This is a genomic window from Mesorhizobium marinum (assembly GCF_040813675.1).
GTDB classification, from domain to species: Bacteria; Pseudomonadota; Alphaproteobacteria; order Rhizobiales; family Rhizobiaceae; genus Mesorhizobium_K; species Mesorhizobium_K marinum.
Genome location: NZ_JBFOCI010000001.1, coordinates 356,711 through 370,045, shown reverse-complemented (window position 1 = coordinate 370,045; position 13,335 = coordinate 356,711). Strand labels below are relative to the sequence as shown.

At 65.5% G+C, this 13,335-nt stretch carries 11 protein-coding genes; 8 read left to right on the top strand and 3 right to left on the bottom strand.

Annotated features, from left to right (window positions below; genetic code table 11):
- Position 1 precedes the first annotated feature (1 nt).
- Together ABUE31_RS01835 and ABUE31_RS01830 are read right to left on the bottom strand one after the other, a co-directional pair.
- The gene (locus tag ABUE31_RS01835) at positions 2 to 874 is read right to left on the bottom strand and encodes a carbohydrate ABC transporter permease (RefSeq protein WP_367721768.1); all 873 of its coding nucleotides are present in this window, start codon (positions 872 to 874) and stop codon (positions 2 to 4) included.
- A 94-nt stretch (positions 875 to 968) separates the two neighbouring features.
- Positions 969 to 2,378 (bottom strand): ABC transporter substrate-binding protein, encoded by a 1,410-nt coding sequence (locus tag ABUE31_RS01830; protein ID WP_367721767.1) that lies wholly within the window; start codon positions 2,376 to 2,378, stop codon positions 969 to 971.
- Between the two features lie 357 nt (positions 2,379 to 2,735).
- Here ABUE31_RS01830 and ABUE31_RS01825 point away from each other — a divergent pair, with 357 nt between their 5' ends.
- Both ABUE31_RS01825 and ABUE31_RS01820 read left to right on the top strand, forming a co-directional pair.
- Positions 2,736 to 3,533 (top strand): DeoR/GlpR family DNA-binding transcription regulator, encoded by a 798-nt coding sequence (locus tag ABUE31_RS01825; protein WP_367721765.1) that lies wholly within the window; start codon positions 2,736 to 2,738, stop codon positions 3,531 to 3,533.
- A gap of 42 nt (positions 3,534 to 3,575) precedes the next feature.
- The gene (locus ABUE31_RS01820; RefSeq protein WP_367721763.1) at positions 3,576 to 4,367 is read left to right on the top strand and encodes a class I fructose-bisphosphate aldolase; all 792 of its coding nucleotides are present in this window, start codon (positions 3,576 to 3,578) and stop codon (positions 4,365 to 4,367) included.
- Between the two features lie 49 nt (positions 4,368 to 4,416).
- Here the strand turns inward: ABUE31_RS01820 and ABUE31_RS01815 are convergent, their stop codons facing one another.
- Entirely contained in the window at positions 4,417 to 5,454 is a 1,038-nt protein-coding gene (locus ABUE31_RS01815) for a ferritin family protein (RefSeq protein ID WP_367721761.1), read from the bottom strand.
- Between the two features lie 37 nt (positions 5,455 to 5,491).
- Between ABUE31_RS01815 and ABUE31_RS01810 the strand changes: the two genes are divergently transcribed.
- From ABUE31_RS01810 to ABUE31_RS01785, 6 genes are read left to right on the top strand one after another with little or no spacing between them, the layout of a single operon-like run.
- Positions 5,492 to 7,741 carry a 4Fe-4S binding protein gene (locus ABUE31_RS01810; protein WP_367722501.1) on the top strand — a complete coding sequence of 750 codons (2,250 nt, stop codon included), beginning with the start codon at positions 5,492 to 5,494 and terminating at the stop codon, positions 7,739 to 7,741.
- A gap of 23 nt (positions 7,742 to 7,764) precedes the next feature.
- Complete coding sequence (gene nosZ / locus ABUE31_RS01805) at positions 7,765 to 9,684, top strand: TAT-dependent nitrous-oxide reductase (RefSeq protein WP_367721760.1); 1,920 nt, start codon at positions 7,765 to 7,767, stop codon at positions 9,682 to 9,684.
- Positions 9,685 to 9,688: 4 nt separating this feature from the next.
- Positions 9,689 to 11,065 carry a nitrous oxide reductase family maturation protein NosD gene (locus ABUE31_RS01800; protein ID WP_367721759.1) on the top strand — a complete coding sequence of 459 codons (1,377 nt, stop codon included), beginning with the start codon at positions 9,689 to 9,691 and terminating at the stop codon, positions 11,063 to 11,065.
- A complete protein-coding gene (locus tag ABUE31_RS01795; protein ID WP_367721758.1) occupies positions 11,062 to 11,958 on the top strand; it encodes an ABC transporter ATP-binding protein in 897 nt (298 codons plus the stop codon). The genes ABUE31_RS01800 and ABUE31_RS01795 overlap by 4 nt, the downstream gene beginning before the upstream one ends.
- Complete coding sequence (locus tag ABUE31_RS01790) at positions 11,955 to 12,776, top strand: ABC transporter permease (protein WP_367721757.1); 822 nt, start codon at positions 11,955 to 11,957, stop codon at positions 12,774 to 12,776. The genes ABUE31_RS01795 and ABUE31_RS01790 overlap by 4 nt, the downstream gene beginning before the upstream one ends.
- Entirely contained in the window at positions 12,776 to 13,333 is a 558-nt protein-coding gene (locus ABUE31_RS01785) for a nitrous oxide reductase accessory protein NosL (protein WP_367721755.1), read from the top strand. Before ABUE31_RS01790 ends, ABUE31_RS01785 begins: the two co-directional genes overlap by 1 nt.
- Positions 13,334 to 13,335 lie beyond the last annotated feature (2 nt).

Genomic DNA, 13,335 nt, shown 5'->3' with positions numbered 1-13,335 from the left:
TCTACCTCCTGCCCAGCACGCCGAAGGTCATGCCCATGAGAAGGTGCTTGCGGATCAGGTAGAAGAACACCAGCACCGGGATGATCAGCACCACGCCGGCCGCACAGATCTGCGTCCATTCGATGCCGGTCGAGCCGGCAGCCGCGGAAATCTTGACCGGCAGCGTCTTGGCCTGGGTGGTGGTCAGGATCGAGGCAAAGGCGAATTCGTTCCAGGCGAAGATGAAGCAGAAGCCCGCGGTCGCCGCGATGCCACCCTTGACCATCGGCAGGACCAGCCTGGTGAACGCGTACATCCGCGTGTAGCCGTTGACGATCGCGATCTGCTCGACCTCTTTCGGCACGCCGTCGAAGAACCCCTTCATGATCCAGGTGGCGAGGCCGATATTGGCAAAGATCGCGACCAGCACCAGGCCGAAGCGGGTGTCGGCAAGGCCGAGCCGCGCGAACATCAGGTGGTAGAACACCAGGACGGCGACCGGCGGCAGCATGCGCGTCGACAGGACGAAGAACATGAAGTCGCCCTTGCCCAGGAAGTTGAAGCGCGAGCACACATAGCCGGCGAGCGTGCCGAAGAAGACTGCCAGCGAGGTCCCAGAGACGGAGACGATGACGCTGTTGACCAGCGAATCGAAGACGCCGACGGCGGAGGCGCTGTCCTTTGCCGAGCCGACGCCGAACACGCTTTCGTAGCCGCTGAGGTCAGGCGTGAAGAAGAGCTTCGGCGGCATGGTGAAGAGGTCCATGCGGCTCTTGAAGGAAGACAGCAGCAGCCAGAAGATCGGGCCGACATTGTAGATGGTGTAGACGACCAGAAGCCCGAGGATGAGCCATCGCGTGGCGAGGTCGATTGTCGATGTTCGGGAGTTCGTCATGTCGACCCCAGTCGTTGCCATTCCGTCCGCAAGGTCCGGACGGCAGTAAGGAACGGGCGCGCGGCGAACCGCGCGCCCGACAGGGAGGATGCCGCTATTCGACCGGCACGACCTGATCCTGGCCGACCGGCGAGATCACCTGGTCGGGGACCTCCGGCGTGCTTTCGCCACGCTTGATGTCGTAGCCGGCGCGCTGCAGCGTGCGCTCGTTCTTTTCCGCCGCATCGGACAGCGCCTGCTGCACCGACTTGGTGCCCGCGGCGGCGGCAGAGACCTCCTGCTGCAACTCGTCGAGCAGTACCGGATACTCCGGCAGGTGCCAGTAGTCGTTGAGGTACTGGAGGGCGGTCGAGAACTGCCGGTTGTAGGAGTTCAGGCCCTGCCAGTCCGGGCTTTCCAGGACGGACTTCAGGCCGGTCTGGCAGACCGCGGCGTAGCGCTTCTGCTGCTCGGGCTGGAAGTACCACTCCATGAACTTGGTCAGCTCGGGCAGCTTCTTGGAGTACTTGTTGATGCCCATGCCCTGGCCGCCGACGGAAAACTGGCGGCGGAACTTGCCGTCGCGGCCGACGGCGCCCGGCAGCACCGCGAAGCCGACCTTGTCGGCGAACTTCGAGACCTTCGGGTCGGCGTTCGAGCCGTTGAAGTAGAACCACTGCATCGCCATGGCGACCTGGCCCTGCTGGATGGCCGTGTTGACCTCGTCGAAACCCCAGTTCTGCGAGCCGGGAGGGCCGAACTTGAACATGTCGACATAGGCCTGCACGCCATCGATCGACGCCGGCGAGTCGAGGTAGCCCTTCACCTCGAAGGTCTCGGGGTTGTAGAGTTCCCCGCCGAACGACCACAGGAACGAGTTGGAGGCCGTGGTCGCGAAGTCGTAGTCGCGGCCGCCCATCTGCGCCCAGCCGTAGAGACCCTGGTCGGGACGGGTGAAGAACTCGGCGACGTCCTTGGCTTCCTGGTAGGTCTGCGGAACGGCGAGATCGCGGCCGTACTTCGCCTTGAAGGCCTCCTGCTCCTTCGGATCCTCGAACAGGTCCTTGCGGTAGGTCAGGCCATAGGCGTCCTGGTTGGCCGGCAGGCCGTAGTATTCGCCCGAGCCGTCCGGATACTCGCCGTAGCGCGACAGCGATGCCGGCGGGAAGATGTCGGCCTTCAGGTAGCTCGACTTGTCGAAGATGTCGTTGAGCTTGACCGCGTGCGAGGCGAACTCGGCGGTCGACTGGCTGTCCCACATGGCGAAGTCGAAGGCGTCGCCCTGGATCGCGAACTCCGAGGCGATCTTGTCGTGCCACTGCGGCCCGTAGGGCACCAGCGCCGGCACGATGTTGACGGACTTGTCCGGGTAATCCTTGGCGATTTCAACGAGCGCGTCGGCGCAGGTGCCGGCGTGCCAGACGAATGTGAGGTCGGTGGCGCGAGCGGCGCCGGAGCTTGCGGCGACTGCAGCGGCAAGCACGGCCGCCGACGCCAGAAGGCGCGAGCGCATAGCCTTGGTCATATACATCCTCCACTGGTTTCGCGGGGCACGGGCCGCCCCGCGACCCGTCTCCTTCCCCTTCGAGCACTTTAGAGAGAGCGTTAAAAATATCAATCCAAAAGTGATATTTTGCCAGAAATTATGTTATCTTTGGCAAGGTCGATCAGCCTGTGTATCGATAACATCCGCCATCGACTTCACCTCGCCGCATTGCAGCATGGCAATTTTTATCATTCTGATCAATATGATACACGGAATCTTATTGAAATCTTCCCCGCAGTCCATGCTGCTGCGCAATATCGAAACTTTGATATTTTAACATTTTCTGCTGGCCCACCCGACCGAAGATGTTAAAAGTGACAGTCAGACGTTTCGCAGATGGCCGGTCCCGTGGAAGACAGCGACGCACCACAGATGTCGAAAGCCGAGCAGCGCCGCTCGGAGATTATCCGCATCCTCATGGAAAGCGGCTCGGCGCAGATCAAGGACCTCGCAACGACCCTCGGCGTGTCGCTAATGACCATCCATCGCGACCTCAACGACCTGCACGACCAGGGGCTGGTCCGCCGCATCCGCGGCGCCGTCTCGGTCGAGAAGTCGATGCTCTTCGAAAGCAGCTATCTTTACCGCGCCCGCCAGCATGTCGAGGAGAAGCGGCGGCTGGCCCGCGCCGCCGTCGCCCATCTCGAACCCGGCAACGCGATCGTCTGGGACGACAGCTCCACCACGTTCCATGTCTGCGACTTCATCGAGCAGGTGACGCCGATCACCGTCATCACCAACGCTCTGCCGGTGATGGAGCAGTTGCGCGACAAGCAGGACGTCGAACTGATCGGCCTCGGCGGAAAATTCCACCGTGGCTACAACGGCTTCTTCGGCATGGCCTGCGAGCGGGCGATCCGCTCCTACCATGTCGACGTGGCCCTGATGTCGACCACCACGATCCAGGGGCTCTCGCTGTTCACCCAGGACGAGAACGTCGTGCGCACCAAGCAGGCGATGATCGAGATCGCCCGCAAGAAGATTCTCATGGTCGACGAGAGCAAGTTTCATTTTTCGGCCCTGAACTACGTCGCCGACGTCAGCGTGTTCGACGTGGTTCTCGTCTCCAATTCCGTCGACAAGTCGGTGGTCGAGCGGATGAAGCAGGCCGGCATCAAGCTCGAACTGGTCTGAGCGAAGCCGCAGCGAAACCCACCCTATCTGGAGAAATCAGGCATGTCAGAGATCGGCAAGGCGCGGCGGTTGGCGCGACTGTCCAACAGGCGATCGGGGAGAATGCTCTGCGTGCCGCTGGACCACGGCATGCAGGTCGGCCCCATTTCGGGCATCGCCGATCCGGCGCCGCTGATCGACATGGTCGTGGAAGCCGGCGTCGATGCCGTCATCGTCACTCCCGGCATGCTGCAGCGCCACGGTCACCGGCTGGCCGGCGGGCCGGCGGTGATCCTGCGCCTCGACCAGACCACGATGTGGCGGCACGACAGCGCGACGGGCTACCCCGACACCCACAGCCGGCTTGTCGCCACGGTCGAGGACGCGGTGCGGATGGGCGCGGAGGCGGTGATCACCTACCTGTTCACCTGCAACAACCTGCCCGGCGAAGAGACGAAGTCCTTCGAGACCGCCGGCGCGGTGGCGACCGAGTGCCGCAAGTGGGGCATCGTCCATGTCATCGAGGCAATGGCCGCCAAGGGCGGGTTCGCGCGCGCCGACGACCCCGCCATCGTCGCCCTGAACTGCCGCATGGCGGGCGAACTCGGAGCCGACTGGCTCAAGACCGACTGGTGCGAGGCCGACCGCTTCGCCGACGTCGCCAGGCAGTCGCTGGCGCCCATCGCGGTTGCCGGCGGGCCCGCGCTGGCGACGCTCGACGATACCGTCCGTTTTGCCGAAGCGGCGATCGGCGCGGGCGCATCCGGACTGATGTTCGGTCGAAACGTCTTCCAGCACCGCGACGTGCCGGGCGCGCTTGCGACGCTGGCCAAGGTGGTGCACGGCCGGGTTTGAGCAGTCCGTGTGGCAGGGAGCGTCGGCGCGATCATGGGGCGCCGAACGGTCAGTTGCCCGGGACCTGGCGCGAACGGATTGCCGCCAGGCAGCCGATCATCTCGCCAGCGAATCTTTGAACCCGATCACGGGCGTCTTGCGTCGGCAGGCGCTCTGCCATGTCCAGATAGCAGTCGAGCAGAACTTCCGCGCAGGGCTGCGGCCTGTCGGCCGCGCCGGCCGGAACCGGCGCATCGACGGGATCTTCCTTCTCCAGCGCCTCCGCCCGCAGACGGGCTCCGTCGATGCAAGATTGCATTTCCGGGCTTGCTGGCGTTGCGGCGCCGTTGCTGAGGAGGTCTGCCAAGCGACGCTCGAGTGCGGCCAGCGTCCATCCTGGCTCTGGCCGGACCCGGGGGCCGCCTTGAGCGTGGTAGGCGCGGCGGCGCTCACGGCGCAGGGCCGCCACATGCGCCAGTTCGTGGTGGGCCATCTGCTCGCAGGCCGCACGCATCGCACCGGTGTCGGCGCGTGCAACCAGATACGTCCAGAAACCGAACACCCTTTCCGCGTTGCGAACCGCCGTCGCCAGCACCCGATAGGGGCTGAGCAATTCCGGCGCGGTCGCGCCGGCGCCCTCGTCGTCGAATAGCTTTTGCGGGTCCCATCCGGGCAAGGACGTGTTGGCCACGACGTCATCACTCGAACGGCGCACGACGTTCGCCACATGCATCTCCTCTTCCGACGCGAGGCGTTCGAAGACTGCGGCAAGGTCGTCGCGTCCCTCATCGCGCATGCGGCTGGCGAGCCGGGAATAGCCATTGACCATCGCCCGTCCGATGCCTGCCGCCACGGCGACGAGTTCCCCGGTGCTGGCGACGGTCACCTCGCGATCGCTTGTACCTAGAGACATGCGGGCCTCCCAGTCGATGCTGGACCTTCGCACAGGCGGAATCGAATCTGTTTGCTCCAGATCAAAGAGGCATTCGAAATACCACTTATGGTGATCGCATCGAGGAACCAATTCGAAGGCCTCCGCCGTGATTCCTGCCTGCGCGTATCCGACAACATCGCGGATCGCCGCTTCCGAGCGGAACACCGCCTGCACGGTCGGCAGGCTTCATTTCCTTGATTGTCTCCGCAGACTGCCCGTCGTTCTGGCCGCTTTCGTCGTTCTGCTGTCGGCGACCCACGCATCGCAGGCTGCGTCGCGGCTCGGCGAATTCCTGCCGAAGGTCCAGCCAGGCGAGCTGTTTTCCGGCGCCGATCGTTTCGGCGAGCCGGTTGGCGAGCCGCCGATCGCGCCGGTCTACAGGGGCGACGACATCGTCGGGCATGCGCTGCTGAACTCCGATTTCACCAGCGCTGTCGGCTATTCGGGCAAGCCTATCCAGATCGTCATCGGCCTGGATCGCCAAGGCGTGCTGCGCGGGCTCAAGCTGGTGCACCATCAGGAGCCGATCGTGCTTGTCGGCATTCCCGAGGCGGACGTCGTTGCCGCGCTCAATGGCCTGATCGACAAGGACCTCGGTCGTGTCGCCGCCGGCGCGCAGCGCCCGCCGCAGGTCGACATCGTCTCCGGCGCCACCGTGACCGTGCTCGTCATGGGCGACAGCGTGGTGCGCGCCGCTGTCCGCCTCATCCGCAGCGGTCGCCTGGGCGGCAACGAAAGCGCCGGCGCAGAAGCCGGCCCCGCCGAGACGCGAACCGTGGACATGACGCGGACGGAGACCCGCGACTGGGCAACTCTGCTCGGCGACGGCTCGATCCGGTCGCTGCGCCTGACCGTCGGAGAGGTCTCGCAGGCGTTTGGCCGCGCCGGCCAGGAGCATGCGGCCTCGCGGGTCGAACGCAAGAACCCCGAGGATACCTTCATCGAACTCTACGTCGCTCCTGTCAGCGTGCCTTCCATCGGCATCAGCCTGCTGGGCGAGACGGGCTACCGGCGGCTCGAACGGAAGCTTGCCGGCGGCCGGCAGGCGCTGCTGATCGCCGGCGACGGCGCCTATTCGTTCAAGGGGTCGGGCTATGTGCGCGGCGGCATCTTCGACCGAATCGAACTGCTGCAGAACGGCCAGGGCGTCCGCTTCCGCGACAGGGACCACACCCGCCTCGGCGACATCGCCGCCGAGGGAGCACCGCGGCTGCGCGAGATCGCCCTTTTCATGGTGCCCGAGGACTTCGCCTTCGATGTGACGCAGCCCTGGGACCTGCAACTCTTGGCACAGCGCGCGTGGGGCGCGCGCGACAAGGCGGCACTGCCCTTCGAACTCGGCTACGCGCTGCCGCAGTCCTACATGAAGATCGAGCCGGCCGCAGCGCCGCAGGCGCCCACCGTCGTGGCCGAGGCGCCCGCAGCCGAGGGGGCAGCGGCGACGCCGTTCGACGGCGAGAACGAACCGCTCTGGATGGGCATCTGGCGCATGAACGCCGTCAAGATCGGCGTCACCGTCGTCGCGTTGCTCGTCCTTACCGCGATCTTCTTCTTCCAGGACTGGCTGGCGCGACGCCCCCTGGCGCGCGTCTGGGTTCGCCGCGCCTTCCTGCTCTACGCGCTGGTCTGGCTCGGCTGGTACGCCAACGCACAGCTTTCCGTGGTGAACGTCCTGACCTTCACCAGCGCGCTGGTCACCGGGTTCCAGTGGGAGTTCTTCCTTTCGGCGCCGCTGATCTTCATCCTGTGGGCGTCCGTCGCCGCCGCCCTGCTGTTTTGGGGACGGGGACCGTTCTGCGGCTGGCTGTGCCCGTTCGGCGCGCTCCAGGAACTGACAAACAATCTCGCGCGCTGGCTGAAGGTGCCGCAGATCACGGTTCCGTTCTGGCTGCACGAACGGCTCTGGCCGATCAAATACATGATCTTCCTCGGACTATTCGGCCTGTCGCTCTACTCGGTCGCGCTGGCGGAGGTGTTCGCTGAGGTCGAGCCGTTCAAGACGGCGATCGTGCTGAAGTTCGCACGCGAATGGCCCTTCGTCGTCTTCGCATTGACGCTGCTGTCGATCGGCCTGTTCATCGAACGCTTCTATTGCCGCTACCTGTGTCCGCTTGGCGCGGCGCTCGCCATACCCGGCCGCATTCGCATGTTCGAATGGCTGAAGCGCTGGCCCGAATGCGGCTCGCCCTGCCATCGCTGCGCCAAGGAGTGCCCGGTCCAGTCGATCCACCCCGAGGGGCAGATCAACGTCAACGAGTGCATCTACTGCATGCATTGCCAGGAACTCTACCACGACGACCAGCGCTGTCCGCACATGATCCAGGTGCGCCTGAAGCGGGAGAAATTCGAGCGGCTTTCCCCTCCCTCCTCCGGCGCGGGCAAGGGTCCCGCAGCACCGGTCATCACCCATGCGGGCGCCCCGATCGCGGGCGCAGGCTCCGCAAGCCAACCCACGAATTAACAGGCAAACAAAGGAGAGTTGCCATGTCGCAGGAAGAAAACAGGGCGAGCCTCAATCGCAGACAGTTGCTCGGTTCCACCGCCGCGGTCGCGGCCGCCGCAGGAGCCGCCGGCGCGGGCGGACTGACGCTCGCCAGCAGCGGCGCCACGCCGGCATTCGCGCAAGCCGCTTCGGCCAATTACGAGGTCAAGCCCGGCGAACTCGACGAATACTATGTCTTCTTCTCCAGCGGCCAGACGGGCGAAGTCCGCATCGTCGGCCTGCCGTCGATGCGCGAAATGATGCGCATCCCGGTGTTCAACCGCTGCAGCGCCACCGGCTGGGGCCAGACCAACGAAAGCCTCAAGATCCTGACCGAGGGCATGCTGCCGGAATACCGCGAACTGATGCAGAAGCGCGGCGCGGCGTCCTATCACAACGGCGACCTGCACCATCCCCATCCGTCGCAGACCGACGGCACCTATGACGGGCGCTACCTCTACGCCAACGACAAGGCCAACACCCGCGTCTGCCGCATCCGCCTCGACGTGATGAAGTGCGACAAGATCGTCCAGCTTCCCAACCAGCACACCGTCCACGGGCTTCGCGTCCAGAAGTATCCGAAGACCGGCTACGTCTTCTGCAACGGCGAGGACCGCGTGCCGATCCCCAATGACGGCAAGGTGCTCGACGACACCAAGCACTACCACTCCATCTTCACAGCCGTGGACGGCGAGACCATGAAGGTGGCGTGGCAGATCATGGTCGACGGCAACCTCGACAATGTCGACGCCGACTATCAAGGCAAATACGCCTTTTCCACCTGCTACAACTCCGAGGAAGGCATCAACCTGGCCGAGATGATGATGAACGACCAGGACTGGGTCGTCGTCTTCAACCTGAAGCGCATCGAGGACGCCGTTGCGCGCGGCGAGTATCAGGAAATCGGCGGCGTGCCGGTGCTGGACGGCCGCAAGGGCTCGCCGCTGACCCGCTACATTCCGGTTCCCAACGGGCCGCACGGCATGAACAGCGCGCCGGACGGCATCCACATCGTCGCCAACGGCAAGCTGTCACCGACCGTCACCGTGATGGACGTCCGCAAGTTCGACGACCTGTTTGAAGACAAGATCGAACCCCGCGACACGGTCGTCGCCGAACCGGAACTGGGCCTCGGGCCGTTGCACACCGCCTTCGACGGCCGCGGCAACTGCTACACGACGCTGTTCATCGACAGTCAGATCTGCAAGTGGAACCTGGAGGATGCGATCCGCGCCTACAAGGGCGAGGCCGTCGACCCGATCCGCCAGAAGCTCGACGTCCACTACCAGCCTGGCCACAACCACAGCTCGATGGGGCAGACCAAGGAAGCCGACGGCAAGTGGCTGATTTCGCTGAACAAGTTCTCCAAGGACCGCTACCTCAACGTCGGCCCGCTCAAGCCGGAGAACGACCAGCTCATCGACATTTCGGGCGACGAGATGGTTCTGGTGCACGACAACCCGACCTTCGCCGAGCCGCATGATGCGACCATCGTGCACCGCTCCAAGATCGACCCGTTGCATGTCTGGGACCGCAGCGATCCGTTCTTCGCCGACGCGGTGAAGCAGGCTGCAGCAGACGGCGTCGACCTGACGGCGGACAACAAGGTGGTGCGCGATGGCGACAAGGTGCGCGTCTACATGACGTCCGTGGCTCCGGCCTTCGGGCTCGAGAGCTTCAATGTGCGGCAGGGCGACGAGGTGACGGTCTATGTCACCAATCTCGACGAAGTCGAGGACCTGACGCACGGCTTCTCGATCATCAACTACGGCATCAACATGGAGATCGGCCCGCAGGCGACCGCTTCGGTGACGTTCACCGCCGACATGGCCGGCGTCTACTGGTACTACTGCTCGTGGTTCTGCCATGCCATGCACATGGAGATGAAGGGCCGCATGTTCGTCGAGCCGCAGGCGGCATGACGCCATGGCTCCCGCGAGCATGACGACGGCGATCGTGATGGCGGCCACTCTGGCCGCCGTCACCGTCGCGTCGGCGGACACGATCCTCGTTCCCGCCGGCGCCGGCCAGCCGCTCCAGCAGATCCTGGACCGGGCCGCGCCGGGCGACATCGTCAGGCTCGGCCCCGGGGAACATGAAGGACGGGTCGCCATCCATTCGGCGGTGACGCTCGAAGGCGAACCAGGTGCCAAGCTCTACAGCCGCGTCGGCGGAAGCGTCGTCACGGTAACCGCCCCGCGCGCGGTCGTGCGCGGGCTGGAGATCGGCGGGTCCGGCACGAACATTGGCACCTTCGATTCCGGCGTCCTCCTCGAGGCGACGGCGACCGGTGCTATCGTCGAAAACAACGTCCTCGTCGGCAATCTCTACGGCGTCTACCTGAAGGGCGCCGCCGACGCGCTGGTGCGCGCCAACAGGATCGTCGGCATCGGCGAGGGACGCGCCGCCGAAGCCGGCAACGGCGTGCATGTCTGGAATGCGCCGGGCGCCAGAGTGATCGACAACGAGATCAGCCTCGGCCGCGACGGCATCTTCACCAACGCCAGCCGCAACAACGTGTTCTCCGGCAACCGCTTCACCGAACTGCGCTTCGCCGTCCACTACATGTACACCAACGACAGCGAGATCAGCGACAACGTCTCGATCGGCAACTCGGTCGGCTACGCCATCATGTATTCCGACCGGCTAACGGTCAAAGGCAACGTATCGGACGGCGACCGCGACCACGGACTGCTGCTCAACACCGCGAAGAACTCGACGATCACCGGAAACCTGGTTCGCGGCCGGCTCCAGCCGGTTTCCCGGTGGATCAACGCCGGACGGCGCGGCGACGCGCACGGCGTCCCCGCCGACCCCGCCGCGGGAAGCGCGGCAAGCGCGGACGGCCTGCGCCTCGGCCCCGAAAAATGCGTCTTCATCTACAACGCCAATCGCAACGACTTCTCGGACAACCGGTTCGAGAACTGCGCGATCGGCATTCACTTCACGGCCGGCTCCGAGGGCAACCGGATGACGGGCAATGCCTTCGTCGGGAACCGCAACCAGGTGAAATACGTCGGCACGCGCCATCTCGACTGGTCGGCCGGCGGCCGGGGCAACTACTGGAGCGACAATCCCGCTTTCGACCTCGACGGAGACGGGATCGCCGACGCTCCGTACCGGCCGAACGACCTCGTCGATCGTGTGCTGTGGACCGCGCCGCAGGCGAAGATCCTGATCAACAGCCCCGCGGTCCAGGTAATCCGCTGGGCGCAGAACCAGTTTCCCGCGATCCTGCCGGGTGGCGTGGTCGACAGTCACCCGCTGATGACGCCCCCGGAACCGAGGGTACAGAACCGATGAAACCCACCATCCTGCTCGACGGCGTTTCGAAGAGTTTTGGCGCGATCCGGGCCGTCAGGAACGTGTCGCTCGCGCTCGCTCCAGGCGAAATCGTGGCCCTCGTCGGCCACAACGGCGCGGGCAAGACCACCCTCATCAAGCTGATGCTCGGCCTGATCCGGCCGACCGAAGGCGTCGTGCGTGTGCTGGGCGGCGATCCGTCAACCGATGCCGAGGTGCGGGCCGCGTTCGGCTACCTGCCGGAGAATGTCGCCTTCAACCCGGCCCTCACCGGCCGCGAGACGCTGCACTTCTATTCCGCCCTGAAACGCGCGGGGCGCGAGCAAGTGGAGGGACTGCTCGAACGCGTTGGCCTGGCCGAAGCGGCCGGCCGGCGCGTGCGCACCTATTCCAAGGGTATGCGCCAGCGCCTGGGACTGGCGCAGGCGCTTCTGGGCAGGCCCCGGGTCCTGCTGCTCGACGAACCGACCACCGGGCTCGATCCGGCGCTGCGCCGCGACTTCTACCGGTTTCTCGAGCAACTGCGCGACGATGGGGCGACGATCCTGCTTTCCTCCCACGCGCTGTCCGAACTCGAAGGACGCGCCGACCATGTGATCATCATGGGCAGGGGCGAGAAGGTTGCCGACGGGACGCTTGACGAACTGCGCCGGCTGGCGCGGCTGCCGACCCGCATTCGCATCCGGCTCGCCGAGGGCGAAAGGCGCGATGGCTTCCAGGGAAGCTGGCGCGCCGTCAACGGCCGCATGCTGGAGATCGACGCCGCGCCCGAAGAGAAGGTCGCGCTGGTGCGCGCCGCGATGGGCGCGGCGATCGCCGACCTCGATGTGGTGCCGCCGACGCTGGACGAACTCTACGCGCACTTCCAGGACCGACAGGACCTAGACCGATGAGAACGATCCTGATCATCGCCGCGAAGGAAATCCGCGAGGGCATGCGCAACCGGTGGGTTCTCGCCACCACGCTGCTGATGGCCACCCTCGCCCTTACCCTGGCCTTCCTCGGAAGCGCGCCGACGGGCAGCGTCGGCGCGGGCGCGCTCGACGTGGTCGTCGTCAGCCTGTCGAGCCTCTCGGTGTTTCTCGTCCCGCTGATCGCCCTATTGATCTCGCACGACGCAATCGTCGGCGAAAGCGAGCGCGGCACCATGCTGCTGTTGCTCAGCTATCCCCTCGCCCGCTGGCAGGTGATCGCAGGCAAGTTCGCCGGCCACCTTACGATCCTCGCCTTCGCAACGCTGGTGGGCTACGGCACCGCGGCGGTCGCACTCGCCGGCTCCGGCCGGCTAGACGGCACGGCGGGCTGGCCGGCCTTCGCGGCGCTGATCTGCTCGTCGGTCCTGCTCGGCGCCGTCTTCGTCTCGATCGGGTATTTCGTCAGCGCGATGTCCGACCAGCGCGGGACCGCAGGAGGCGTCGCCATCGGCGTCTGGCTGCTCTTCGTCCTGATCTACGACATGGCGCTGCTGGGTCTGCTCGTGGTGGACCAGGGACGGACGGTGACTCCCGAGGCACTGAACGCCCTGCTGCTGCTCAATCCGACCGACACCTACCGGATATTCAATCTCGGCGGAACGGCAAGCGCCGTGGCAGGCATGGGCATCGCCGACCAGTCAACGCTGGCCTCGGGGACGCTCATGCTGGCGCTGCTGCTCTGGGCAGCCGCGCCGCTGGCGGCCACCATGCTCGTCTTCTCGAGGAGGGAACCGTGATGCGCGGACGAATGGTGCTCGCCCTCGCCGTGGTGCTCGCCCTTGCCGGCGGCTGCTCGAACGAGGAGGACGTCGCCATGCCGGCAGCCTTTGCGCTGACCGACGATGCGATGGGACGGTACTGCGGGATGAACGTGCTCGAGCACGACGGACCGAAGGGCCAGGTGATCCTGACCCGCATGAACGAGCCGATCTGGTTCTCGTCCGCCCGCGACGCGGTGGCTTTCACCATGCTGCCGGACGAGCCGAAGAACGTCGCCGCGATCTACGTATCCGACATGGGCGCGGCCCCGAGCTGGGAACAGCCCGGTGCAGAGAACTGGATCGATGCCCGCGCCGCGTTCTACGTGATCGGCAGCAGCCGGCTCGGCGGCATGGGCGCGGCCGAGACCGTCCCCTTCTCGAGCGAAAGTGCTGCGCGGGACTTCGCGGAGCGTCATGGCGGCGAGATCGTTCGTTTCGCCGACATCCCAGCCAACTACGTGCTCGGCGACGGAAGCGACGGAGAGGAACCGGCGAGCATGCCGGACGCCCATTCCGGCCATGCGGGAGGCTGAAC